Raw genomic sequence first — 24,155 nt, forward strand, 5'->3', positions numbered from 1 at the left:
CCCATGGAGTGCCCGATGAGCACGACCCGCCGAATCACCGACGGCAGGTGGTCGAGCACGGCTCGAAGATCCACCGCGGGATCCGCGGCGGCGCCGTTCCATCCGCGATACCGGTAGCGCATCAACCCGACCGCGGCCGACGGCACCGCCCGCCGCGCCGCCCAGGCGAACGGCCACATCCGAAGGGTCGGCGGCTGCCACGACTGCGGGACGGCCTGCGAGTTCTCCGTCCCGCCGTGCGCCAGCAGCACCAGGTCCGTCGCACCGGCCGGATTCCGCACCAGGTCCACCCCCGGACGAGTCATCGGCGCCCGTAGAGCTCCGCCGGATCCCGGCGGACGACCATCATCCGGTCCGGGTCCTCGAGCGCGGCGAACCCGTAGCTGCGGTAGAGCTCGTGCGCGTCCGCGGTCGCCAGCATCATCCGGCGAACACCCTTCAGGTCCGGGTGCTCCAGCAACGTGGACACGACGAAGCGCCCGAGCCCGTGCCCGCGGTACTCCGGCAGCACGAACACGTCGGCCAGCCACGCGAACGTCGCCCGGTCGGTCACCATCCGCGCGAACGCGACCATCGCCCCGTCGGCCGCGTACACCCCGAGGTTCAGCGAACCGGCGATCGACCGCTCCACGACCTCCCGCGGGATCCCCGGCGCCCAGTACGACGTACTCAGGAAGCCGTGCACCACGCCGACGTCGACGCGGTCGGTGGAGTCGTCCGCCTCGAAGCCGTCGGGGCCGGTCCACCTCACTGGTTCAGCACCTCGGTGATCGGCATCGACGAGTCGGCCGGAAGTCCCAGCGGCGACGGCGCCTTCCCGGCCCGGACGAGCTCCGACCCGAGCGCCGCCACCATCGCTCCGTTGTCGGTGCACAACCCCGGCCGCGGCACACGAACGGCGATACCGGCGTCGGCACACCGCTCTTCCGCCATCGCCCGCAACCGCGAGTTCGCCGCGACCCCGCCGCCGATCAGCAGGTGCTCGAACCCGCGGTCCTTGCACGCGTCGATCGCCTTGCGGGTGAGCACGTCGCACACCGCTTCCTGGAAGGCCGCGGCCACGTGGTTCACCGGCACGTCCTCGCCGTCGCGCCGGCGGGCCTCGACCCAGCGCGCGACCGCGGTCTTCAGACCGGAGAAGGAGAAGTCGAACCGGTGCCGCTCGAGGTCCCGCTGGGACGTCAGTCCGCGCGGGAACGTCACGTACAGCCGGTCGCCGCCGTCACGGGCCGCTTTGTCGACATATGGACCGCCCGGGAACGGCAGGCCGAGCACGCGCGCGACCTTGTCGAACGCCTCTCCCGCCGCGTCGTCGATGGTGCTGCCCATCGGCTGCACGCCGTCGGTGATGTCCTCGACCGCGAGCAACGACGAGTGACCGCCGGAGACCAGCATCGCGACACAGCCCTTCGGCAGGTCGCCGTGCTCCAGCGTGTCGACGGCGACGTGGGCGGCGAGGTGGTTCACGCCGTACAACGGCTTGTCGAGCGACAGCGCCAGTCCCTTGGCCGCGGCGACACCGACCAGGAGCGCGCCGGCCAGGCCGGGCCCGCTGGTCACGGCGACCGCGTCCACGTCGGCCGGCTTGATCCCCGCGGTCTCGCAGGCCCGCCGGATCGTCGGGACCATCGCCTCCAGGTGCGCGCGACTGGCCACCTCCGGTACGACGCCGCCGAACCGGGCGTGCTCCTCGACACTGGACGCGATCGCGTCGGCGAGCAGCGTCTGCCCGCGGACGATGCCGACACCGGTCTCGTCGCACGACGTCTCGATCCCCAGGATGAGGGGCTCGTTCGTTGTCATCGTTCCTCCCGCCACCGCATGATCACCGCATCCTCGCCACCTGCGTAGTACCCGCGCCGCCGGCTGATCTCGGCGAATCCGAAGGCCCGGTAGAGACCCCGGGCGGATTCATTGCCCGCAGCAACTTCCAGCAGCACCGTCCGGCCAGCGCACCCGGCCAGCGCGGCCGTCATCAACTGCCCGCCGATCCCGGTCCGGCGCCCGGCCGGTGCGACCGCGATCCGCAGCAGTTCGACCACGTCGAGCTCGACCGGGGGCACCAGCAGGACGACGTACCCGACGATGTCACCTTCGTCCGCGACCAGCAGCAGCCGGTCCTCGGACAACCGGTCGAACTCGGCCGCCCACGAGACCGTACTCCACGCCTCGGCGCCGAAGCACACCTCGTCCAGAGCAGCCACCGCGGGCAGATCGTCCGCGGTGGCCGGCCGGATCGCAGGTCTCACTTCGGCAGCACGCTCTTGGGTCCGCCGGACAGCGTCACGTCCGGGCGGCGGAGGTAGAGCGGCTCGGGAGCGAGCACGTCGAGCGTGCCGGTCACCACGCCTCTCGCCAGCACCTCGGCCGACGGGTACTCCACGACGTCGAGGTCCACGACGCCCAGCGCCTCGCCGTACAGGACAGCGCCGCGGCCGATCACCGGCAGGCCGGACAGGACGTGCGCGACATCCGCGGGCCGGTCGACGGCCGGTCCTTCCAGGCGACGGCGGCTTCCGTCCGCGGCGGGACCGTCGTACAGCGCCCAGTAGATCTCCTTGCGGCGTGCGTCGGCCGCCACGGCGACCGGCAGCGCCAACTCCGACTGCCGGGCCAGCACGTCCAGGCTGCACACGCCGGCGACCTCGATCCCGAGGGCGTCGGCCATCGTCCGCGCGGTCACCAGGCCGACGCGCAGACCGGTGAACGGGCCGGGGCCCACCCCGACCGCGATCCTGGTCAGCTCACGCGGGGTCGCCCCTGCGGTCTTCAGTGCGGCGGCGATCGCCGGGGCGAGCAGTTCGCCGTGGCGCAGGGCGTCGACGGTCGTGGACGACGCCAGGATCTCGCCGCTGACCGGATCGGCCAGCGCGACGGTGACCGCGGCACTCGAGGTGTCGAAGGCAAGCAGCATCAGTAGTTCTCCAAGGCAGGCGGCTCCGCCGCGGTGGCGCTGGGGACGGACACGCGGATGCCGGACGCGGCCCACCGCGGACCCACCGGCGTGATCCGGATCTCGCGGGTCTCGTCGGTGTCGTCGTCGCCCCGGGTCACCACGATGTCGAGCCGGTCCGGGGCCAGCGTCTCGGCCAGCCCGTGGCCCCACTCGACCACCGTGACCGCGTCGTCCAGGCTCGCGTCCAGGTCGAGGTCGTCCAGCTCCGCGATCCCGCCGATCCGGTACGCGTCCACGTGCACCAGCGCCGGCCCACCGGCCAGCGACGGATGCACGCGCGAGATCACGAACGTCGGCGAGGTGATGTCACCGCGCACCTTCAGCCCGGCGCCGAGCCCCTGGGTGAACGTCGTCTTGCCCGCCCCGAGGTCACCGGACAGCACGAGTACGTCGCCGGCCCGCAGCTGACCGGCGAGCTCCTCACCGATCGCGCGCATGTCGGCGGCCGTCGGCACGCTGCGCCCGACCGGCATCGCCTTCGCGTAGATCAGGTTGTGATCGTGCTGCTCGACGACGGAGTACCCGCGCCGCCGCCAGAACTCCACGGTGTCCGGCAACTCCACCCGGGCGATCAGCTGCACCCGGCTCAGTCCCCGCCGGACGGCGACCTCCTCGGCGCAACCAACCATCGCCGACGCGACGCCGCGGGCCTGGTGCCGCGGGTCGACCGAGACCCGGCGCAGGTTGAGGACGTCACCCGACTCCTCGAACAGCACCGACCCGGCCGGGCTGCCGTCGATGCGGACCAGCAGCCCGCCGTGCTTGTTGACCGCGTCGGTGACGGTGGCCGCGTTCTCGGACAGTGCGGTCGACGGCGGGTCGAGCACCCGCCGGGACGAGAACGCGTGGTGGATCACCGCGACGATCTCGTTCGCGTGCTCGGCGGTGGCGTCGACGACGTGCAGGTCGGTCATGGGGCCTCCCGGCCTGGACTGGAGAGCGCAGGGAGCGAAGCGACCGGAGCGGCGAAGGAAGGCCGGGGGTTCGAGCCCCGTGAGCCACCGCGCCGGAGGCGTGGCATCAGTACGGTCATGAGTGTCCTAGCAGAGATGTTTCGGCTCGTTCGATCATGCCAAGGAGCGCCGCGGTGAACTCACGGTGGTGCTCGACCAGGCCCAGGTGACCGCAGTTCTTCACCTCGACCAGCTCCGCGCCGGGCACGTGCCGGACGATCTCCTCGGCGTGCTCGAACGGCGTCAGGTGGTCCTTGTCGCCGCCGATCACGACGCACTCCACCTTCTGCAGCGGCTGGAGGGCGTCGTACTTGTCGTGCAACGCGAAGATCGGGTAGAACTCCGCGATCACCGAGATCGGCGTCGCCGCGATCATCTCGTTGACGAACTCGGTGAACGCCGGCGGCACCTCGGAGCCGAACGAGTACTTGCGGGTCAACAGGTAGCTGATGTCCGTCCCGGCCTTGCGGCTGCGCTCGACCACGTCCGGGATCCGGGCCAGCGCGGCCACCGCCGGTGTCGCCAGCGTGCGGGCGAGCATGCCGACCTTGCCCGGGAACATGATCGGGACCCGGTCCAGAGCGCCCGCGCTGGTCGAGCACAGGCCGACGCCGATGATCCGGTCACCGAACAGCTCGGGGTGCTGCTCGGCCAGCGCCATGATCGACATGCCGCCCATCGAGTGCCCGATCAGGATCACCGGGCCGGTCGGCGCGAACTCGTCCAGGATCCCGTGCAGGTCGCGGCCGAGCTGGTCGATGCTGACGTTCTCCTTCGCCGACCGGCCGGACCGTCCGTGCGAGCGCTGGTCGTAGAACACCATCCTGCCGATGCCGGCCAGGTCGCGGCGCTCGAAGTGCCAGCAGTCCATGTTCAGCCCGTAGCCGTGGACGAAGATCAGCGTGAGGTCCTCGGGCGGCACCGGCAGCTTGCCGCGCTGGTTCCTTCCCCGCCCCTCCGCCCCGGTCAGGCCGAACCTGCGCTTCGGCGGCGGCGCGGCCCGGCGGGACCGCGTCAGCTCGTCCACCTCGACGTACAGCTCGACGCCGTCGTCGGCGGTGAACACGTACGGCGTCCCGCGCAGCGAGCCGAACGGCTCGGCCTCGAGCTGCGCCCGCTGCCCCGACCGGCGGCCGATCACCTGCCGCTCGACCGCGACCCCGGCGGCCGCTCCCGCGGCCAGCACCCCGACCGCGGCCCCGACCAGACCGGCGGTCCGCGAAACCTTGGACATCCGGGGCTACCTCTCGACCGGGGCGGTGGGGACCGCGGCGCTGTCGACGTAGCGACGGGGGATCCTGGGTCCCAGCCGGGTCACGATCTCGTAGTTGATGGTGCCCGCCGCGTCGGCCCAGTCGTCCGCGGTCGGCTCTCCGGCCGTCCCCGGACCGAACAGCACGACCTCGTCCCCCGCGGCCGCCGGGTCGTCCTCCAGGTTCACCACGCACTGGTCCATGCAGATCCGGCCGACGACGGTACGGCGTTCGCCGCCGGCCTGGACCGGGGCGCCGTTGGACGCGTGCCGCGGCAGGCCGTCGCCGTACCCGAGCGGGATCAGGCCGAGGGTCGACGGCCGGGGCGCGGTCCAGGTCAGCCCGTAGGAGACGCCGGCGCCGGCCGGGACCCGCTTCACCATCGCGAACCGCGCCTTCAGCGTCATCGCCGGCACCAGCCCCAGCTCGGCCGACGGCAGCGCGTGCCCGAACGGCGAGAGCCCGTACGTCGCGACGCCGGGACGGACCAGGTCGAAGTGCGTCTCGGGCAACGCCAGAGTGGCCCCGGAGTTGGCCAGGTGCTTGAACTCGGCGTCGACGCCGAACGACTCGGCCACCTCGATCGCCTCGGTGAAGGTGGCCAGTTGCGCCTCGTTCGCCGCGCTCTTCGGCTCGTCCGAGGACGACAGGTGGGACCAGATGCCCTTGATCTCGATCCGGCCGGTGCGCTGCTCGGCCAGCGCGGCCCGGACCAGTGCCGGCCACTCCTCCGGTACGGCGCCGCCGCGGGACATGCCGGTGTCGATCTTCAGGTGCACCCGGGCCGGCCGGTCGGTCACGCCGGCGGCGAGCTCGTCGATCTCCCAGGGCGCCCCGGCGGACAGGTCGATGCCGGCCGCGATCGCGTCCTCGAGCGGCTCACCGGGAGTGGTCAGCCAGCAGAAGATCGGCCCGGTGTCACCGGCCTCGCGCAGCGCCAGCGCCTCCTCGAGCACGGCCGCGCCGATCCAGTCGGCCCCGGCCGCGCGCGCGGCGCGGGCGACCGGGACCATGCCGTGGCCGTAGCCGTCGGCCTTGACCACGGTCATCAAATGCGCGCCCTCGGCGCGGGCTCGCAGCGTCGTGACGTTGTGACGGATCGCGGCCAGGTCGACGACCGCTTCGGCGCGGACCGGGCGGTCGCCGCCAGGTGACTGGAGGGTAGACATAGCTCCTCCAGTGTCTCAGGCCCGGTCGAGCAGTTCCGCGAGGGCGGCCATGTCGCCGAAAACCGCGTCCGCGGACGACAGCTTCGCGGGGTCCGTCATCCCGGCATACCCGAAGACCGTCATCCCGGCCGCGTTGGCCGCGGCGACGCCGAGCGGGCTGTCCTCCACGACCGCGCAGTCGCCGGGCCTGACGCCCATCGAGGCGGCCGCGTGCAGGAACAGGTCGGGTGCGGGCTTGCCATGGGCAACGTCCTCCGCGCTGAAGATCCGGCCCTCGAACCGGTCCAGGAAGCCGACCGCGGTCAGCGCCGTCCGGATCCGGCGATGGGTGCCGGACGAGGCCAGGCAGTAGGTGACGCCGCCGGCGTCGAGATGGCCGAGGACCGCCTGTACGCCCTCGATCGCCCGCAGGCCGGCGAACCCGTCGAACAGGCGCTGGTGGTAGCGGTCCTCCAGGTCGGCCGGCAGCGGGCCGCCGAGCCGCGCCTCGGCCTTCTGCCGCATGGACGCCATGCTGCCGCCCATGAAGTCGCGCACCGCTTCCTCGAAGGTGTAGGGCAGCCCGGCCTCCGTGAGCAGCTCGGCCAGGATCGTGTTGGCCAGCCGCTCGGAGTCCACCAGCACCCCGTCGTTGTCGAAGATCACCAGACCTTTCACGCCCTGAACCCTATGCGGCCGCCGCAACACGAGGTTGCGGCGGCCGTCGGGTAGGCGAGAGCGAGTGGGGTCAGTTCTCCTGGATGGAGAAGTCGGTGATGGCGAAGCGCTGCTTGGTGTTGCCGGTGGAGACGACCTCGACGCCGTAGTCGACCTGCCAGGTGGTGGCCTTCGGGGCCCAGCCACGCTTGACCATGTCGTCGAAGAAGCTCGCCAGCGGCATCGTGCCGGACTTCTGCGTCACCTGGGACACGTACGCGGTGTACCCGTTGGTGTGCCAGACGTCGTAGGTGAAGCCGCCGAACGTCACGGTGTCGACCTTGCGGCCGGCCGGGACCTGACCCTTGTTGTCGGTCCAGATCATCAGCTCGTTGTTCAGGCCGTCGCCGATCCACGCGTCGAACGCGACGTTGTAGATGCAGGCACCGCAGTTGGCCGGGGTGGTCGCGGCGAACTTGGCCGACTTGATCTTCGACAGCGGGACGTCGTCGTAGTCCTTGTGCACGTTCGGGTACGCCTGGACGCCCTTGTCACCCGGGAGCGGCTGGGTCACGTCGACCCACCAGTTGTCGAAGCTGCAGGCGCCCAGCGTGTAGGTGCCGTTCTCGTTGTTCCACATGTTGTTGTGGACGTAGTACGCACCGAAGGTCCGGCCGGCACCCTGGTTGTTCGTCGCCGTGGTGGTCCAGACCGGGTTGCTGCAGCTCTTCACCGGGCTCCCGGTCGAGGTCGGCGTCGAGGTCGCGGTGGGAGTCGGCGTGGTGGTCGGCGTGGTGGTCGGCGTCGACGTCGACGTCGGCGTCTTGGTCGGGGTGGCGGTCGTCGTCGGGCTGCCGGTCGGTGTCGTGGTCGGCGTCGACGTGGCCGTCGGCGTGGGTGTGGTGGGCTGCGGCGGCGCGGCGACGAAGTCGTAGTGCACGGAGTACCGCAGCTTCGTGCCGGACCGGTACCGGTCGCCGTTCCGGTCGAGGGCCCGGAGGCGGAACGACTTGTCGGTGGTCTTGCCGGGGTCGATCGACAGGATCGACGGCCCGGCCGCGGTGGCCGTGATGGCGGCCGGCTTCACGCCGAAGCCGTGCAGGACGGTACAGCTGGAGGACGCGTCCAGGACGCAGGTCTCCACGCGTCCGACGCTCGGGAGGGCGGAAGCCGTGCTGTCCGTCGCGGCGCTGGTGGTGGTCGCAGCCACAGGGGAGTCCTTGGCCGCCTGAACGGCGATCGGCGCGGCGATGAGCGCACCGACGGCAAGGAACAGCGCTGGGATCACGACGCGGCTCCGGGCAGTTCGGATGGGGGGCATGCGAAACATTCCTCGTCTGCTCGACGGGCCGCACTGCGTGCCCCAGAACTACAGGAACGGCCCACAACTGTTCGGTTTGGTCCCCAGAGAGGCCAGGAACAGCCGACGCCCCCGATGCGCCGAACCGATCCGGGCAGACCGGGCGATCCAGCGGCCCGGCCGTGTCCTTCTCGTTCGCTCTCGCACGTACGGCGCCCGACGTTATCCAACCGTGATCTGAAAAGCCAACCCGGGATGCTCATCTCACGCAGCGTATCCGGGCTCCACGGCGATGTCGCGCGTGTCGCGATCACGGACAGCCACCGGAATCCGCGGTGCAACGTCCCGGCCCGCCGAGGCGTCCGTAGGGTGTGACGATGCGGACGATCGCGGTGGCCGGCGCCGGCCTGCTGCTGGCGCTGACCGGGTGCGGGAACGAGTCGGGTGCGGGTGCTCCGGACGCCGGTTCGCTGACGGGCAGGACCTACCTGTCGTCGGCGGTCACCGAGGACGGCAGAACGAAGCAACTCGTCCCCAACAGCCGGGTCCGGCTGACGTTCACCGACGACGGCCGGCTGATCGCCGAGGCGGGCTGCAACTCGATGCAGTCCCCGGTGGACACCGGCGACGGCAAGCTCGCCGTCGACGAGCAGCTGCAGGTGACCGCGATGGGTTGCGACGACGCCCGCCACAAGCAGGACAGCTGGCTGAGTGGGCTCCTGCGGTCCGGCCCCTCCTGGACGCTCGAGGCCGACCGGCTGACCGTCACCTCCGGCGGTACGACGATCACGCTGACCGACCGCGAGACCGCCGAGCCCGATCTTGCTCTCGACGGCACCAAGTGGTCGCTGGAGACCGTGGTCAGCGGCGAGACCGCGTCGCACCAGGCCGGCTCGGAGAAGGTGTGGATCACGCTCAACGGTGACCGGGTCACCGGCTCGACCGGCTGCAACGAGCTGCAGGGCAAGGTCGCCCGCGACACCGGCAAGCTCACCTTCGGCGAGATCGCCACCACCCGCCGGGCCTGCGCGGGCGACGCGGGCAAGCTCGAGCAGACCCTCCTCGGCACGCTCGAGGGCACGGTCACCTACGAGGTCGACGCCAACCGCCTCGAGCTCCGTGCCGCCGGCGACGGCCTCGACTTCACCGGCGCCCGCTGAGCCGTACGTCGAAGGCCTGGACCTCGTCCTGCGGAGTCTCGTAGGAGACGAGCAGGCGACCGTCCGCGGCCAGTTCGGCGCGCTGGGCCGGGGTCAGTGGAATGGACCAGCGATCGATGCCGGGGGTGAGCTGCCGGCCGGCTTCCTCGACCACGTGACCGCTCATGTCCGGCGACCACGGGGGCGTGCCACCGTCGGTGACCGCGCACGGCGTCAGGCCGTAGTCGGGCGGCGGGTCGGCGGCCGGTGAGCAACTCGTCGTCCACACCGGGATCGCGTCGATCAGCCCGGTGGTCAGGAACGCCCGGGCGGTCCCGGTTCCGGCCGAGCGGGTGGAGATGTCCACGCTCGACCGGCCCAGCGCGGCGGACAGGATCTTCAGGTCGGTCGTGGGGACCCGTCCCGAGATCGGTACGCCGTTGCGCGCGGACTGGGCGATCGTCTGCGGGGACAGGGCGCCGTTGAGGTTGGGGCTGGAGACGTTCGGCGGCGACGGGGTGGTCGGACGGTCCGCGGGCGGCGTGTAGCCGGGCAAGGTCGCCAGGCCCCAGCGGTACGGGTCCGACTGGACCGACCCCAATGCCGACCAGCCGAGGCGTGTGCTCTGGTCGATGTGCCGCAACGTCGTCGTCCCGGCGGCCGACGTGTCGTCGTTGTCGTACGGCGTGATGTTCAGCCCCAGCCGGGTCGGGTCGACCGCCGCGGGCAGCGTGGCGAGCGGGATCTTGACCTCGAGGTCGTAGCCGCCACCGGCGTACGCGTGCGGCACGGTCGTCTCGTTGCTGCCGACCCACTGCGCCGTCGACGCGACCTGCACACCCGGCGCGTTGCCGGTGTCGAGCTCGCCGCTCGAGTAGCCCTGGTGGTTGTCCGCGTCCCTCGACCAGCACGGCCCGCCGCTCTGGCTGAACGGGAAGATGCCGAGCTTGAACGTGTTGGCGGTGTCCATCAGCGCCTGTGACGCGGTGCCGCGCGGATCGAGCAGGATCTCCACCGAGTCGGCCTGCCAGTGACCGACACACTCGGCCGGAGTCACGGCGTACGACTGGTAGTCGTCGCGGACGTGGATGAAGAAGTACAGCGCGTCGCCGGACCAGCTGACCTTGGCGGAATTGCCGTCGCCGGTTGCCGAAACGCCGCAGTCGTCCACGCCGGTGCAGTTGTTCGCACCCTGCCAGATCCGGCCGAGGTCCAGTGTCGGGCCGGGGTACTCACCCGGCTCCGCCTTGCCGTCGACGACCGGCGCGGCCTGCGGGACGATTGTCGTCGGCACCAACGTCAAGGTCAGCGTCTCGCTGCCGGTGGCGGTCCGGATCGGGATGGAGACGTTCTGGGTCGCGGGCAAGGAGTCGTCGGTGTTGGTGAGCTTGAAGGTGAGCGTAGTGTCGGCGCCGGGCTGGACGTCGTAGGGCTTGGACTGCGCGTCGACCGTGAAGTTCGCGGGCAGGTCCAGCGAGACCGCGCCACTGCGCGGCTGTGCCGACCAGTTGTGGACGACCACCGGTACGTCGATCGTGCTGCCGACCGCCATCGACTGGATCGCCGGTGAGCGGCCGAGGCGGTTCGCCTGCGGCGCGGTCGTCGCGAGCCACTCGTCGTACTCCTGCCAGTTGCCCCAGCGCTGGAACCGGCCTTCGGCGGCGGACGCGATCCGGACCACGTTGTCGGTGTAGCCGGAGGCCTCCTTGGTGGAGTAGGTCGCGGCGATCTTCGCGTTCCGGTCGACCGGTGCGTCGGCCGCCGCGGTCACCGTGAACGTGACCTGCGCGCTCGACCGCGCGGGGACAGGCTTCGGGCCGTCGGTGGTCCAGCCCGGTGGCACGCTCAGCTGAACGTTGCCCCGGGCAAGTTTCCCCTGGGGTGCGCGGAGGTGGACGGTCGCTTCGAACGGCTCGCCGGCGACGTTGTAGAACCGGCTGAACGTCAGGTACTGCAGGGTTCCCAGCGGCAGCCCGCCGGGGTCAGGTCTGGTGGCGCCGAACAGGATCGCCTCGTCCAGGCCGGCGCTCGGGCTGGTGTTCGGCTGGAACGGCACGAACGACTGGGTCATCGCGAACCGTGGGCAGGCCGGGGCCGACGTTCCCTTGAACATCACCCGGCTCTGGGTCGGGTACGCCGCCCGGCCCTCGTCCGCGACCTGCTGCCAGATCTTGGCCGAGCCGGCGGGCCGGCCCTGGAGGTTCCCGGCCGGCCACTTGTACGGCGACTCGTAGCCGGTCCACACGCCCGCGACGGTGTCCTGGCCGGTCGGGGTGAACCCGGTGGTGCAGTTCGGGGCGGACGTCGTACCGCCGGTGCCCGCCGTACTGCCGCCGGAGAAGACCTTCTTCACCTGCCAGGTGCTGAGCGCGTGCGGGCCCTGCAGTTGCTCCGGGAACCGGGTCGGGTCGGCGGCCGCGAGCACACCTTCCCAGATCAGGCGGCCCGCCTGCTGGTGGTTGCCGTGCCCGGCCGCGAGCGTCGGGGTGAACCCGATGTAGATCTCGGGCTGCGTCTCCCGGATCACCCGCGTCACCCGGCGCAGCGTCTCCTCCTCGTCCCAGAAGTACTGCGTCAGCGGCGCGCTCTGGTTGTAGAAGAAGTCGATCCGGTCCAGGTTGAAGATGTCGACCGTCCCGGACCGGTAGTGCGCGACCCGGTCCTCGTTCTCCCGCCTCAGACCGAGGTCCGGTCCCAGCTCGGTGCCGACCGCGTTGCCGCCGCCCTCACCCCGGGTCACCATGATCACGCCACACTTCACGCCGTACCGCTGGTGCCACACCCCGCAGGGCCCGATGATGCTCGTGTCGTCGTCGGGGTGGGCCCACTCGCCCATCACGTGGATCTTCGTCTCGGGGTCAGCCACGTAGGGCTTCCCGGTCGCCTCCGCGGGGAGCGGCAGCGCGGCGACGAGAATCAGGGCTAGTACTACGGCAAGACGCTTCACGTGCACACTCCTCGGGCGGCGGAGGCACCAGCACCTCCAGTCCTATCCGCACCACCCCCGGTCCGCAACCGCTCACGTGTGTCCTACGCCGCCGCCAGGTCCCCGCCCGGTCAGCCGAGGACTATCCGGGTGGCCTCCGGGAGGGCTGCGGCCACCGCCAGCGCTGTGGTGGGGCCGGAGAACGATGCGAGGTTGGCGGACGCGGCATGCAGGTAGGCCGCGACGCTGGCTGCGTCGAGGGTGGTCAGACCGGCGGCGAGGAGGGAGCCGCAGAGGCCGGCGAGGACGTCGCCGGCGCCGGCGGTGGCCAGCCAGGGGGTGGCGTTGGTGTTGACGCGGATCTGGCCGTCGGGGGCGGCGATGACTGTGGTGGAGCCTTTGAGGAGGACTGTGGCGTCGAAGCGTTCCGCGGCCAGGCGGGCGTGCTTCAGTCGTTCCGTTTCGACGGTGGAGCGGTCGACACCCAGCAGCCGCGCCAACTCGCCGGCGTGGGGTGTCGCCAGGACGCCGGTGTGGTCACCTGAGTCCTCCAGCGCGCGGAGCCCGTCCGCGTCCAGGACGATGGGCTCCTCGGCGTCGAGCAGGTCACGGACCCGGCCGACGTCGAGCTCGTCGCCCAGACCGGAGCCTACGGCCCACGCCTGTACGCGTCCGTCACCGACGACGATCTCCGGGTGAGCCGCCCGGACCTCCGCCGCCACCGCGTCCGGACCGACGTACCGGACCATGCCCAACGGTCCACCGAGCGCACCAGCGGTTGCGATGACCGCAGCCCCCGGGTACTGCGCCGAACCGGCCATCAACCCCAGTACGCCGCGGGAGTACTTGTCCGACTCACCCCGTGGCACCGGATACAGCGCCCGTACGTCGGCCGCCTGCAACGACTCGGCCGCGGCGGGCGGCAGGTCGAGACCGATGTCGACCAGGTGCACCGGGCCGCACGCGCTCGCGGCGGGGTCGATCAGATGACAGATCTTGTGCGTGCCGAAGGTGACGGTGAGCGCGGCGCGGACGTGCGGCTCCGGCGTTTCGCCGGTGTCGACGTCGACGCCCGACGGAACGTCGACGGCGACGATCGGGACGCCGTTCTGAGCTGCCGACTCGACCACGGCGAGGGCGTCGGGCCGGAGGCCCGGGCGCCCGCCGATCCCGACGATGCCGTCCACGACCACGTCCGCGCCGGCGACGTCGTCGGCCGACCCGACCCGGCCGCCGACAGCGAGCAGCGCCTCCACACCGGCGGCGTGCGCCTCGTCCGAGAGCAGCACGGCGGTCACGTGGGCACCCCGGCGGGCAAGCCGGACCCCTGCGTACAGGGCGTCGCCGCCGTTGTCGCCGGAGCCGACCAGCAGGATCACGCGCGCGCCGTACGTGCGGCCGAGGAAGTTGCTGACGGCAATCGCCAGGCCGGTGGCGGCGCGTTGCATCAAGGTGCCCTCGGGCAGTCGCGCCATCAGGTCGGCCTCGGCCGCCCGGACCTGCTCGACGGTGTGCGCGCGACGCATGTCAGCCCTCCAGGATGACGACGGCGGACGCGATGCCGGCGTCGTGACTCAGGGACAGGTGCAGGCTCTGGACACCGAGCCGGGCAGCCTGGTCGGCGACCGTGCCGGTGATCTTCAGCCAGGGGCGGCCGGTGTCGTCGGTCTGCACCTCGGCGTCGTGCCAGTGCATGCCTGCCGGGGCACCGAGCGCCTTGGCCAGTGCTTCCTTCGCGGCGAACCGGGCAGCCAGAGATGCCGGTGGTTTCACTGCTTCGACCGGTGTGAAGACCCGATCGCGCAGGCCGGGGGTGCGCTCGAGGGTCTTCATGAACCGCTCCACGTCGACCACATCGATACCCACGCCGACGATCATGCCGTTCACCCTAACGGCCCGCCCGGACCCACCAGCAGGTGCACGCGCTAACTGCGCGGCGACGCGGTGGACCCGCGGACGCGCATCTCGACAGCAAGGTCGAGCCGCAGCGCGGCGGGCGTCGTGCCGCCCGCCAGGTCGAGGACCATCCGCGTGGCCAGCTCGGCCATCTGCCGGAGCGGCTGGTGGACGGTGGTCAGCGTCGGCGAGACCCACTGCGCCACCGGCAGGTCGTCGTACCCGACCACGGACAGGTCGCGCGGGATCTCGAGCCCGAGCTCGCGCGCCGCCTGGTAGACACCGAGCGCCTGCAGGTCGCTGCCGGCGAAGATCGCGGTCGGCCGGTCCGGCAGGCTCAACAGTGCCAGCGCCTCCCGGTGCCCGCTGCTCACCCCGAACTCCGTCGACCGGATCAGCGCGGGATCGACGCCGGCGCCGGTCGACCGGAGTGCGTCCGTGTACCCGTCGACGCGCATCCGCGCGCACAGGGTCTCCACCGGCCCGCCGATCACGCCGATCCGTTGGTGGCCGAGGTTGCGCAGGTGCAGGGTCGCCATCCGGCCGCCGCTCCAGTTGGCCGCGCCGACGGACGGTACGTCGTCGCCGACGTCGCCGACCGGGTCGACGACCACGAACGGGATCCGGCGCGCCTCCAGCTGCGCCCGCTGGTCGGCGTCGAGGTCGGAGAACACCATGATCACGCCGAGTGGACGGCGGAGCAGGACCGACTCGATCCACTCCTGCCGCGGCCGCCGGGCCCCGCCGCACTCGGACAGGACCAGCTCGACCCCTTCGGTCCGGACGACCTCCTCGACCCCGCGGATCAGCTCGACCGCCCACTCGCCGCCGATCTCGTTGAACACCAGGTCGATCATCGGGCTGCTCGCCGTACTGGTGGCGCGGCGGCGGTAGCCGTGCTCCTGGATGAGGCTCTCGATCCGCTCCCGGGTGGCCTCCGCGACGTCGGCCCGGCCGTTCAGCACCTTCGAGACGGTGGGCACGGAGACCCCGGCCTGCTCCGCAATTTTCGCGATGGTCACCCGCTGACCCACGGCGTCCCTCCGCCCTCGTCGAGGCTGCGTCCAGCTCAGTACAACCTAGCCTGTCGCCGAAACTTTCGCGGACCGGCTACCGGTAGATCGTGCGACCGGCCGCGTCCGGGACACCGCTGAGCCGGTAGAAGTAGGTGTTCACCTGGTCGCGCCACTCGCGCGCGTTGGCGAGTTGCCCCTCCAGGCGCGCGGTGATGTTGTCGCGGCTCGCCGGGTCGAAGCGGTCGGCGATCGCCTTCCAGCGGACGAGCATGGCTTCGACCTCGTCGTACCCCTGGAAGTGGGTGTCGTAGATGTGCTGGAGCACTGTGCGGCCGTTCTGCAGAACGTGGTCGTACGGAACGTGGTGGAAGAACAGCAGGAGTTCGTCCGGGCAGGCGCAGACGTTCTCGTAGCGGCCGGCGAGTGGCTCGGGGTACTGCCCGGTGAAGCCAGAGCCCGTGGCCACCGTGCGGTCGACGCCGACCCCGTAGCGGTCGGCGAAGTGGTACGTCCCGGAGGCCGAGTACTCGGACCCGTTGACGCTCGGCCCGTGATGCGTGCCGGGTGTGACCATGAAGCCGACGCCGAGCGGGGCGGTGTAGCGCTCGTACGTCCGCCACGAACCGGCCATGATCTCCACCAGTTCCGTCCGGGTGCGGTCGTCGATCGCGAAGGTGGCGGCGGCCCACTCGTGCAGCAGGCTGACCGGGTCCGCGGCCGGGTCCCAGGCCAATCGCCCGTACGCATAGAGGTTGCTCTGAGCAAGCTTGTGGCCGGTCCAGTTCGGGTCGTCGCCGACGTTGGCGACGGCAACGACCGCCTCGGTGCGATCGGCGACGGTCGGCCCGCCCGCGCCGGTGGTGTCGAACTGCAGGATCTCCCGCCACCACGGCCCCAGGTAGCACAGATCCTTCTGCTGACCGGTGTACTGCTGCGTCGCCTGCAGCTCGAGCGCGAACGGCGTCTCCTGCAACTCCCCCAGCAACGGCGACACCGCCTCGCGCGCCTGGAAGTCCAGGGGCCCGTGCTTGACCTGCAGTACGACGTTGTCGTCGAACAGCCCGTCCAGCGGGATGAAGTAGTCGTACGCCGCCCGGGCGCGATCCGCCGTCCGGTCCCGCCAGTCCTGCTGGACGTCGTAGACGAAACACCGCCAGTGGACGGTCCCGCGGTACGGCGCCAGCGCTCGCGCGAGGAGGTTCGCACCGTCCGCGTGGTGCCGTCCGTACGCCGCCGGGCCCGGCCGGTTCTCCGAGTCCGCCTTCACCACGAACCCACCGAGATCGGGGACGGCGTCGTACACCCGGCCGGCCGCGGCCGACCACCACCGGACCACTCGTGGGTCCAGCGGGTCGGCGGTGTCGAGATCGCCCAGCTCGATCGGCGCGGCGAAGTTCACCGCCAGGTGGACGGCGATCCCGTACTCCCGGAAGACGGCGGCCAGCCGGGCCACGTCCGACAGGTGATCAGTGATCAGACGCGTCTCGGCCGCGTGCACGTTGACGTTGTTGGGCACCACGGCGTTCAGGCCCACCGAGGCCAGCAGCCGGGCGTACGCGCGCACTCTGGCCAGATCCTGGACGACCCGGCCGTCGCGGAGGAAGATCGACCTACCGGCGTACCCGCGCTCGACCGAGCCGTCGAGGTCGTCCCAGTGGGCCAGCATCCGGACCGGGAAGGCCGGACGCTCGACGACGGTGAAGTCGCCGGTCATCCACTCGAAGTACCGCAGCAGGTAGAAGTAGCCATGGAGCAGGCCGCGCCCGGTCTCGGCGGCGACGGCCAACTGGTTGCCTCGTCGCACCACCACGAAGCCCTCGTCACCGAGCCCGTCGACCGGCAGCGCCTGCTCCACCCAGGCGGCCAAGGGCGTCTCCCCGAGCCGGCCGAGGGTGCACAGGGCGACTTCCACGTCGTGCCGGACTCGCCGGGTCTGCCGGAGCTCGGCGCGGATGGTCTGCGCCAGCGCGCCGGATGCGTGGATGGTGACCTCGGGCAGCCGTTGGCCACTCAGCCAGCAGGGGTCGAAGGTCATGAGCGAAACACCAGCTTCGTCACGTCGTTGCCCCCCGGTCGGCGGCGATCCTCGCACACGACCCGGTCATTCCCGAGGGTTCGAAAGTTTCGGTCTGCAGCCCAACCCGCCACCGACAGCATCCGCGTGTCCGGGCGGCCGGCCAGGTAGTTGAGACGTAAGCCACGCCCGCCGGGGTGGGTCCGTGTGCACCGGCGTGGGAAGAATGGGCACATGCTGCAGCCGACACGGGAGGTGACTCCCTACACCGAGCTGGACCGGGCCGCCTGGGCGCAACTCGCCGAGACGACCGTGTCCCCGCTGACGGCCGAGGAGATCGAACGGCTGCGCGGTCTCGGCGACGAGATCGACATGGACGAGGTGCGCGAGGTCTATCTGCCGCTGTCGCGGATCCTCTCGCTGTACGTCCGGCATGCCCGGGCGCTGCACGCCGACACCGAGAGCTTCCTCGGTAAGCCGGCCGCGACCCGGACGCCGTTCGTCATCGGCATCGGCGGCTCGGTTGCCGTCGGCAAGTCCACCACCGCGCGGCTGCTGCGCGAACTGCTGGCCCGCTGGCCCGAGCACCCGCGGGTCGCGCTCGTCACCACCGACGGGTTCCTCTGGCCGAACGCCGAACTCGAACGCCGGAACCTGATGATGCGCAAGGGGTTCCCGGAGTCGTACGACCGCAAGGCGCTGCTCCGGTTCGTTGTCGAGGTCAAGTCCGGCATGGACACGGTCGAGGCCCCGGTCTACTCGCACCTGCACTACGACCGGATGCAGGGCGTCCGGACGACCGTCGAGCAGCCCGACATCCTGCTGCTCGAGGGCCTGAACGTCCTCCAGCCCGCGCCCCGGCACGCCGACGGCAAGAGCGGCCTGGCGGTCAGCGACTTCTTCGACTTCTCCGTGTACGTCGACGCGGCCGCCGACGACATCCGGTCCTGGTACGTCCACCGCTTCCTGAAACTGTGGGAGACGGCGTTCCGCAACCCGGAGTCGTACTTCGTCCGGTACGGCGAGCTCAGCCGGGAGGAGGCGGTCAAGAAGGCCGAGTCGCTGTGGGACGGGATCAACGGCCCGAACCTGCGGGAGAACATCCTGCCCACCCGTTCCCGGGCCACCCTGGTGCTTCGCAAGGGCGCCGACCACACCGTCCGCTACGTCCGGTTGCGCAAGCTCTGAACCGCGGGAAGGATCGCGACCGCGACGACCAGGGCGGTCAGGCCGAACGCCACCGAGTAGCCGGTGCCGGCGACGATCGCTCCGAAGACGATGGCGCCGATCCCCCAGCCGCCGTCGTACGCGAGGTTCCACAGCGCGCTGACCTGGCCGTAGCGGGACTTCGGCACCCGGTTGTACATCAGCGACAATGTCAGGTTCTGCGCCGCACCGAAGCCGATGCCGAACAGGGTCGACCCGACCACGATGGCGACGGCACTGCCGATCAGGACCAGCGCCCCGGCGCCGACCGCGGCCAGGACCAGCGCCGGTGCGAGCAACCGGGCCGGGCCGACGCGGTCGCCGAACCGGCCGGCCAGCCAGCGGGCGGCGGGCGCGGTGACCGACTGCAGCAGTAGCGCGGTGGCGACCAGCGAGTGCTTGTCCTCGGCAACGGCCAGCGGGAGGAAGGTGACGCTGATGCCCGCGGCCACGGTGACCGCGGCGAAGACGAACGTCGGCATCAACAGGCCGGTGCCGCGCAGACCGCCGAGCACCTTGACGTGCTGCTCCTCGGCAGTGGACCGCTTCGGCATTCCGCGGAGCGCGAGCAGACCGGCGAGCGAGGCCGCGGCGGCCAGGACGAAGAGGGCGTCGAAGCCGATTACGGTGGTCAGGTAGACGCCGAGCGGCAGGCCGATCGCGGCCGGCAGGCCGACGACCACGCCGTACACCCCGAATGCCTCGCCCCGCCGATGGGCCGGGGTCACCTCGGCGATCAGTGCGACCGCGCCGACGACCAGGATCGCCAGCCCGGCACCGCGGACGACGCAGACCGCGAGCACGAGCGGCAGCGAGGCGGTGGCCAGCAGCACCAGGGACGGCGCTCCGAGCAGGACCAGTCCGAGCCCGAGGACGACCTGGTGACCCCAGCGCGCCAGCATCCGGGGCACGAGCAGCTCCACCCCCACCGCGGACAGCATCATCGCGCCGGTGGACAGCCCGGCGCCGATCCCGCCCGAGCCGCCGGCGGCCAGGTAGAGCGGGACCACCGAGGTGAGCAGGTACATGCTCAGCGAGGACCCGAAGACCGTGAACAGCAGCCGGCCGAACTGGCCGCTCAGCAGGCGCGGAGTCGCAGGAACGTGGACCGTCGGGAGCTCGCAGATGGTGGTCATGCGTCAAAGCTAGAAGCTGACCGGTCTCCTCTATAGATCCAGTTTCGGCGTCGCTGAGGGGACCAGTTACGGCAGTTGATCGGTGATCAGCGCGGCCAGGCGGTTGAGGGCGGCGTCGATCTGGTCCGGGGCGACCGAACTGCAGGACAGCCGCAGGGCGTGGATCGGTGAACCGGCGTCGTAGAAGTGGCTCATCGGCGTCCAGAGCACCCCGTACTCCTGGGCGGACTTCTCCAGCAGGACGTCGTCGACCGGGAACGGCACGGTGACGACCACGAAGAAGCCGCCCGACGGGACCGTCCAGGTGACCTCGCCACCGGGGAAGCGCGCGGCCAGGCCGTCGGTGATCGCGCGCAGGTTGGCGGCGTAGATCGCGCGTTCGCGCCGGTTCGCGGCGACCAGGCTGAAGTCGTTCGCGAGCAACTTGCCACCGATCACGGCCTGGGCGACCGGCGACGTGTTCACGGTCAGCATGCTCTTGATCTTCGACAGTTCGCCGGCGAGCAGCCCGGTGCTGCCGTCCGGCCCCTCGACGGTCTGGTCGGCGACGACGTACCCGACCCGGGCCCCGGGCAGCCCGGTCTTGGCGAACGACCCGAGGTAGACGACCCGGCGCTCGGTGTCGAGCGCCTTCAGGGTCGGCACCCGATCGACGCCGGCGGCCGGGAACAGCCCGTACGGGTTGTCTTCGAGCAGCAGCAGGTCCTCCGCGGCCGCGACCTCCAGCAACCGGCGCCGGCTCTCCAGGTCCAGGCTGAGTCCCGACGGGTTGGCGAAGTCCGGCATCAGGTAGCACGCCCGCGGCCGCAGTCCGTCGGCCCGGGCCGCCTTCACCACCGCGGCCAGGTCGTCGTCCTCGGTCACCGGCCGGACCGGGACGTCGAGCACCCGGGCCGCCCCGGTGATGCCGACGTACGTCGGGGCGATCGCGAGCAGTACGTCGTCCGGCCCCGAACGCAGCGCGCGCAGGACCAGAACCATCGCCTCCTGGCAGCCGACCGTGACCACGATCGCCTCCGGATCCACGTGGATGTCCTCGTCGACCGCGAGATTGCGAGCGACCAGGTCGTGCACGATGCCCTTGGTCCGGCCGTACTGGAGGATCGTCCGGCGGACGGCGGCCTCGTCGTACCCGCGGGAACGCAGGTGATCGGCGAACAGGTCGAGGTAGCGGTGCACCTCCTCGAGGTCGAAGAACTCCTCGGTCGGGCGGCCGGCGGCCAGTGAGATCGCGTCCGGGTAGTGGTGCGAGACCTCGTTGAGGAAGTTCATCGAGGTGAGCGCCCGGTCCGTCAGCGAACCGTGCAACTCGGTCAGTCTCAGCTCGGCCATCGCGCTCTCCCCGTCGTCAGCCCGGCCACCGCGTCCAGGTCGGCACACCCGGCCAGCAGCATCGCGTCCCGCAACTCGCGCCGGAGCAGTCCGAGCGCCTCGCCCACGGCCCCCACCGCCAAGGCCCACAGCAACGGCCTCCCGACCAGTACGGCGGACGCCCCCGACGCCAGCGCCTTCATCACATCGATCCCGCCGCGGACACCGCTGTCCAGCAGCACCTCGCAGTCGTTGCCGACCGCATCGACAACCGGCCCGAGGGCATCGATCGAGGCGAGCGCACCGTCCAACTGCCGGCCGCCGTGGTTGGACACCACGACCCCCGCGGCGCCGGCCTCGACGGCCCGGTGAGCGTCGCGCGGGTCGAGAATTCCCTTCACCACCAGGGGTAGCGCGGTCTCGCCGCGCAGCCACTCGAGGTCACGCCAGGAGACGGCCGGCTCGAAGACCGACGCCGTGTGCGCGGCCACCGCGGACAGTCCTGGAACGGCGGCGTGCGCCTCTGTCGCCATGTCGACAAGGTTGGCCGCGACCACGTCCGCGGGAAGGGCGAACGAGTTCCGCACGTCCCGCAGCCGGCGACCCATCACCGGAACGTCGACCGTCACCATCAGCGCGGCGCAGCCCGCGTCCTCCGCGCGACGCACCAGCGACGTCAGCAGGTCCCGGTCGCGCAACCAGTACAGCTGGAACCAGGAGGGTGCCTCGGCGGCGATCTTCTCCAGCGCGAAGCTGCTCAAAGTGCTGATGACATAAGGGATTCCGGCGTCCGCAGCCGCCCGGGCCAGCACCAGTTCGCCTTCGGGATGGAGTAGCCGTTGGTACGCCATCGGAGCGACCAAGGCGGGAAGGTCGAGGTCGCTGCCGAGCAGGGTACGACTGGTGTCCGGCTCGTCGGCACCGGCGAGCACCCGAGGCGTCAGCGTGACCGAGTCGAGGGCCACCCGGTTGAGCCGCAAGGTGGTCTCCGAACCACTGCCGCCGGCAACGAAGTCGCGGACGGAGGCCGGCAGAACGCTCGCGGCCTCTGCCTCGAAGCCGGCGAAGGTGTCAGCCAACGGGCACCTCAGGCATCCCCGAGGACCTCGCGCAGCCAGGTGGCCGCTTCGGCCATCGCCTTCTTGCCGCCGTCGAGGATGCCCGACATCGCGAAGAAGCCGTGCACCATCCCGTCGTACCGGCTGAGGGTCGCCGGAACCCCGGCGGCGTGCAACTTCTCGGCGTAGTACTCGCCCTCGTCGCGCAGCGGGTCGTACTCGGCGGTGATCACCAGCGCCGGTGGGAGGTTCGCGTGCGAATCGGCGAGCAGCGGTGAGGCGAGTGGGTTCAGGCCGTCGGCCGAGTCGGTCAGGTAGTGATCCCAGTACCAGTTGACCGAGGTCTTGTTGAACAGGTACGGGTCGTCGCCGGAGCGCATCGAGACGGTGTCCGAACCGTAGAGCGTGTTCGGGTAGACCAGCAGTTGCGCGGCCAGCGCCGGACCGTTGTCCCGGGCAAGCAACGTGGTCGCGGCAGCCAGGTTGCCACCAGCGCTGTCACCGCCCACCACCAACCGCGCCGGGTCGGCCCGCAACTCCGCCGCATGGTCCGCGATCCACCGGGTCGTACGATGGCAGTCGTGCACCGCGGCCGGGAACGGGTGCTCCGGCGCGAGCCGGTAGCCGACGGTGATCACCTGGCAGGGAACGGCGTTCGCCAGCGTGCGGCTGATGCCGTCGGCCGTCTCGATGCTGCCCAGCGTCCAGCCGCCGCCGAAGAAGTAGATCAGCGTCGGCAGCGGACCCGTCAGGTCCGGCCGGTAGACCCGCAGCGGCAGCCCGTCACCGGTGACGACGTCCTCGACGTGGTGCACCTTCTCCACCTCACCACCGGCCGCCTGGACGGAGGCGAGATCGGCGGCCCGTGCCTCGGCCAGCGTCTGGGTGTAGAGCTGCGGAACGTGGTTGACCTCGCGTTCGGCGCGCATGGCCTCGACCTGCGGGTCCAGCGGCATGGGATCACCCCAATCGGATCGGCATGGACTCGTGCCCACGCAGCAGCAAGCTACGGCTCCGGACGGGCTCGCTCGCGAGGCCCAGTCCGGGGAACCGGCGGAACAACTGCCCGAACGCGGCCCGGCCCTCCATCCGGGCCAGCGCGGCCCCGACACAGTAGAACGGCCCGGCGCCGAACGACAGGTGCTGCAGGTCGTCGCGGCCGGGGTCGAACGTGTCGGCGTCGGGATGCCGCGCCGGATCCCGGTTGGCGGCACCCGGCAGGATCAGCACCAGGCTGCCTTCGGCGATCGGCTCCCCGGCCAGGTCGAGATCGGTCGACGCCTGCCGGCTGATCAGCTGCACCGAACTCTGGTGGCGGAGGATCTCCTCGACGTAGTCCGACGCGAGTCCGGGGTCGTCGCGCAGGGCCTCGACCAGCGGCGGCTCGGCCAGCAGCAGTTCCAGCCCGTTGGTCAGTAGGTTCATCGTGGTGACGAAGCTGGCGTTGACCAGCACCAGCAGGTTGTCGATCAACTCCTGCTCGTCGATCCCCGACGTGCCGGAGTCGAGCGCGTGCACGAGCGAACCGACCAGGTCGTCGCGCGGGCGGATCCGGCGGTCGGTGATCATCCGGGCGTAGTAGGCGTTCAGCTCGTCGGCGGCCTGGTTGGCCGCCTCGAGCTTCTCCGGTGCCTTGCCGCCCAGGTCGAGGTACTCGTCGATACGCTGGGTCCGGTCGCGGAACCAGCCGAGGTCCGAGCGCGGGATCCCCAGGAACGTGCCGATCACGGTGATCGGCAGCCGGTAGGCGAAGTCGACGAAGTCCACCTGCTGCCGGTTGGCGCCGGCCTTCCCCAGGTCGTCGAGCAGCTCGGCGGCCAGGTCGTCGACCACCGGCTCGAACCCGGCCAGCCGGCGCGGGGTCAGCACGGCCTGGAAGACCTTGCGCATCCGCAGGTGGTCCGGCTCGTTGCGGAACATCATCGATCCGCCGAGCCGGCGCAGGACCGAGTCCTCGGGATCCGGGTCCGCGGTCAGCAACCGGTGGAACCTGGTGTCCTTGAGTGCTTCCTGGGCGGCGTCGTACCCGTTGACCACCACGGCGTACGGCGAGCTGCCCGGTTCGAGCCGGCAGACCGGGCCGATCCGATGCAGCTCCGCGAAGAGCGGCATCGGATCACGGCGACCTTGCTCGGAACCGAGGGCGGCGAGAATCTCGTTCGCGGACGGCAAGGGCGGCATGGCGG

At 71.1% G+C, this 24,155-nt stretch carries 22 protein-coding genes; 2 read left to right on the forward strand and 20 right to left on the reverse strand.

All coding sequences use genetic code 11. The features are described from left to right. The 10 genes from E1218_RS15105 to E1218_RS36635 all read right to left on the reverse strand — a co-directional run. A partial coding sequence (locus tag E1218_RS15105; RefSeq protein WP_132320486.1) for an alpha/beta fold hydrolase occupies nt 1-305 on the reverse strand: 305 nt, incomplete at its 3' end. After that, on the reverse strand, nt 302-751 hold the full coding sequence (locus tag E1218_RS15110) for a GNAT family N-acetyltransferase (RefSeq protein ID WP_132320488.1): 450 nt from the start codon (nt 749-751) through the stop codon (nt 302-304). The genes E1218_RS15110 and E1218_RS15105, both read right to left, overlap by 4 nt. Then, on the reverse strand, nt 748-1,803 hold the full coding sequence (gene tsaD / locus E1218_RS15115; protein ID WP_132320490.1) for a tRNA (adenosine(37)-N6)-threonylcarbamoyltransferase complex transferase subunit TsaD: 1,056 nt from the start codon (nt 1,801-1,803) through the stop codon (nt 748-750). Before tsaD ends, E1218_RS15110 begins: the two co-directional genes overlap by 4 nt. Next, entirely contained in the window at nt 1,800-2,249 is a 450-nt protein-coding gene (locus E1218_RS15120) for a GNAT family N-acetyltransferase (protein WP_132320492.1), read from the reverse strand. Before E1218_RS15120 ends, tsaD begins: the two co-directional genes overlap by 4 nt. Beyond that, nucleotides 2,246-2,914 (reverse strand): tRNA (adenosine(37)-N6)-threonylcarbamoyltransferase complex dimerization subunit type 1 TsaB, encoded by a 669-nt coding sequence (gene tsaB, locus E1218_RS15125; protein WP_132320494.1) that lies wholly within the window; start codon nt 2,912-2,914, stop codon nt 2,246-2,248. The genes E1218_RS15120 and tsaB overlap by 4 nt, the downstream gene beginning before the upstream one ends. Next, on the reverse strand, nt 2,914-3,870 hold the full coding sequence (tsaE, locus tag E1218_RS15130) for a tRNA (adenosine(37)-N6)-threonylcarbamoyltransferase complex ATPase subunit type 1 TsaE (RefSeq protein WP_132320496.1): 957 nt from the start codon (nt 3,868-3,870) through the stop codon (nt 2,914-2,916). Before tsaE ends, tsaB begins: the two co-directional genes overlap by 1 nt. 115 nt (nt 3,871-3,985) lie before the next feature. Then, nucleotides 3,986-5,143 (reverse strand): alpha/beta fold hydrolase, encoded by a 1,158-nt coding sequence (locus tag E1218_RS15135; protein WP_132320498.1) that lies wholly within the window; start codon nt 5,141-5,143, stop codon nt 3,986-3,988. Between the two features lie 6 nt (nt 5,144-5,149). Beyond that, entirely contained in the window at nt 5,150-6,331 is a 1,182-nt protein-coding gene (gene alr, locus E1218_RS15140; protein WP_132320500.1) for an alanine racemase, read from the reverse strand. 15 nt (nt 6,332-6,346) lie between these two features. Next, the gene (locus E1218_RS15145) at nt 6,347-6,988 is read right to left on the reverse strand and encodes an HAD family hydrolase (protein ID WP_165949275.1); all 642 of its coding nucleotides are present in this window, start codon (nt 6,986-6,988) and stop codon (nt 6,347-6,349) included. A 70-nt stretch (nt 6,989-7,058) separates the two neighbouring features. Further along, nucleotides 7,059-8,255, reverse strand: coding sequence for a GH12 family glycosyl hydrolase domain-containing protein (locus tag E1218_RS36635; protein ID WP_202866029.1), 1,197 nt, complete (start codon nt 8,253-8,255; stop codon nt 7,059-7,061). A 389-nt stretch (nt 8,256-8,644) separates the two neighbouring features. Here E1218_RS36635 and E1218_RS15165 point away from each other — a divergent pair, with 389 nt between their 5' ends. Further along, a complete protein-coding gene (locus E1218_RS15165; RefSeq protein WP_132320508.1) occupies nt 8,645-9,427 on the forward strand; it encodes an META domain-containing protein in 783 nt (260 codons plus the stop codon). Here the strand turns inward: E1218_RS15165 and E1218_RS15170 are convergent. The 5 genes from E1218_RS15170 to E1218_RS15190 form a co-directional block, all read right to left on the reverse strand. Then, nucleotides 9,411-12,353, reverse strand: a complete 2,943-nt coding sequence (locus tag E1218_RS15170; protein ID WP_132320510.1) for a PIG-L family deacetylase — start codon at nt 12,351-12,353, stop codon at nt 9,411-9,413. The two genes, E1218_RS15165 and E1218_RS15170, sit on opposite strands and share 17 nt — an antisense overlap. A 110-nt stretch (nt 12,354-12,463) precedes the next feature. Continuing rightward, complete coding sequence (locus tag E1218_RS15175) at nt 12,464-13,858, reverse strand: NAD(P)H-hydrate dehydratase (protein ID WP_132320512.1); 1,395 nt, start codon at nt 13,856-13,858, stop codon at nt 12,464-12,466. A 1-nt stretch (nt 13,859) separates the two neighbouring features. Beyond that, a complete protein-coding gene (locus E1218_RS15180; RefSeq protein ID WP_132320514.1) occupies nt 13,860-14,210 on the reverse strand; it encodes a holo-ACP synthase in 351 nt (116 codons plus the stop codon). Between the two features lie 47 nt (nt 14,211-14,257). Next, nucleotides 14,258-15,250, reverse strand: coding sequence for a LacI family DNA-binding transcriptional regulator (locus E1218_RS15185; protein ID WP_233712243.1), 993 nt, complete (start codon nt 15,248-15,250; stop codon nt 14,258-14,260). 88 nt (nt 15,251-15,338) lie between these two features. After that, a complete protein-coding gene (locus E1218_RS15190) occupies nt 15,339-17,279 on the reverse strand; it encodes an alpha-glucuronidase (RefSeq protein WP_132320518.1) in 1,941 nt (646 codons plus the stop codon). A gap of 213 nt (nt 17,280-17,492) precedes the next feature. Here E1218_RS15190 and coaA point away from each other — a divergent pair, with 213 nt between their 5' ends. Beyond that, nucleotides 17,493-18,446 (forward strand): type I pantothenate kinase, encoded by a 954-nt coding sequence (gene coaA / locus E1218_RS15195; protein WP_132320520.1) that lies wholly within the window; start codon nt 17,493-17,495, stop codon nt 18,444-18,446. Here coaA and E1218_RS15200 read toward each other — a convergent pair. From E1218_RS15200 to E1218_RS15220, 5 genes are all read right to left on the reverse strand, one after another. Next, entirely contained in the window at nt 18,422-19,600 is a 1,179-nt protein-coding gene (locus tag E1218_RS15200) for an MFS transporter (RefSeq protein WP_132320522.1), read from the reverse strand. The genes coaA and E1218_RS15200 overlap by 25 nt on opposite strands. A gap of 66 nt (nt 19,601-19,666) precedes the next feature. Then, a complete protein-coding gene (locus E1218_RS15205; RefSeq protein ID WP_132320524.1) occupies nt 19,667-20,932 on the reverse strand; it encodes an aminotransferase-like domain-containing protein in 1,266 nt (421 codons plus the stop codon). Further along, nucleotides 20,920-21,990: an alpha-hydroxy acid oxidase gene (locus tag E1218_RS15210; protein WP_132320526.1), complete on the reverse strand. Its 1,071-nt coding sequence runs from the start codon at nt 21,988-21,990 to the stop codon at nt 20,920-20,922. Before E1218_RS15210 ends, E1218_RS15205 begins: the two co-directional genes overlap by 13 nt. A gap of 8 nt (nt 21,991-21,998) precedes the next feature. Next, complete coding sequence (locus tag E1218_RS15215; RefSeq protein ID WP_132320528.1) at nt 21,999-22,925, reverse strand: alpha/beta hydrolase; 927 nt, start codon at nt 22,923-22,925, stop codon at nt 21,999-22,001. Nucleotides 22,926-22,929: 4 nt separating this feature from the next. Further along, nucleotides 22,930-24,150 (reverse strand): cytochrome P450, encoded by a 1,221-nt coding sequence (locus E1218_RS15220; protein ID WP_132320530.1) that lies wholly within the window; start codon nt 24,148-24,150, stop codon nt 22,930-22,932. Between the last annotated feature and the right edge of the window lie 5 nt (nt 24,151-24,155).

Origin of the sequence: Kribbella turkmenica, assembly GCF_004348725.1 — a bacterium.
Taxonomy (GTDB): domain Bacteria; phylum Actinomycetota; class Actinomycetes; order Propionibacteriales; family Kribbellaceae; genus Kribbella; species Kribbella turkmenica.

What these genes read in the sequence shown, in the direction of transcription:
- alr (WP_132320500.1), bottom strand. Translation starts at nt 6,331, where the DNA reads ATGTCTACCCTCCAGTCACCTGGCGGCGACCGCCCGGTCCGCGCCGAA.
- coaA (WP_132320520.1), top strand. Translation starts at nt 17,493, where the DNA reads ATGCTGCAGCCGACACGGGAGGTGACTCCCTACACCGAGCTGGACCGG.
- E1218_RS15190 (WP_132320518.1), bottom strand. Translation starts at nt 17,279, where the DNA reads ATGACCTTCGACCCCTGCTGGCTGAGTGGCCAACGGCTGCCCGAGGTC.
- E1218_RS15200 (WP_132320522.1), bottom strand. Translation starts at nt 19,600, where the DNA reads ATGACCACCATCTGCGAGCTCCCGACGGTCCACGTTCCTGCGACTCCG.
- tsaB (WP_132320494.1), bottom strand. Translation starts at nt 2,914, where the DNA reads ATGCTGCTTGCCTTCGACACCTCGAGTGCCGCGGTCACCGTCGCGCTG.
- tsaE (WP_132320496.1), bottom strand. Translation starts at nt 3,870, where the DNA reads ATGACCGACCTGCACGTCGTCGACGCCACCGCCGAGCACGCGAACGAG.
- E1218_RS15165 (WP_132320508.1), top strand. Translation starts at nt 8,645, where the DNA reads ATGCGGACGATCGCGGTGGCCGGCGCCGGCCTGCTGCTGGCGCTGACC.
- tsaD (WP_132320490.1), bottom strand. Translation starts at nt 1,803, where the DNA reads ATGACAACGAACGAGCCCCTCATCCTGGGGATCGAGACGTCGTGCGAC.
- E1218_RS15205 (WP_132320524.1), bottom strand. Translation starts at nt 20,932, where the DNA reads ATGGCCGAGCTGAGACTGACCGAGTTGCACGGTTCGCTGACGGACCGG.
- E1218_RS15220 (WP_132320530.1), bottom strand. Translation starts at nt 24,150, where the DNA reads ATGCCGCCCTTGCCGTCCGCGAACGAGATTCTCGCCGCCCTCGGTTCC.
- E1218_RS15215 (WP_132320528.1), bottom strand. Translation starts at nt 22,925, where the DNA reads ATGCCGCTGGACCCGCAGGTCGAGGCCATGCGCGCCGAACGCGAGGTC.
- E1218_RS15135 (WP_132320498.1), bottom strand. Translation starts at nt 5,143, where the DNA reads ATGTCCAAGGTTTCGCGGACCGCCGGTCTGGTCGGGGCCGCGGTCGGG.
- E1218_RS15175 (WP_132320512.1), bottom strand. Translation starts at nt 13,858, where the DNA reads ATGCGTCGCGCGCACACCGTCGAGCAGGTCCGGGCGGCCGAGGCCGAC.
- E1218_RS15180 (WP_132320514.1), bottom strand. Translation starts at nt 14,210, where the DNA reads ATGATCGTCGGCGTGGGTATCGATGTGGTCGACGTGGAGCGGTTCATG.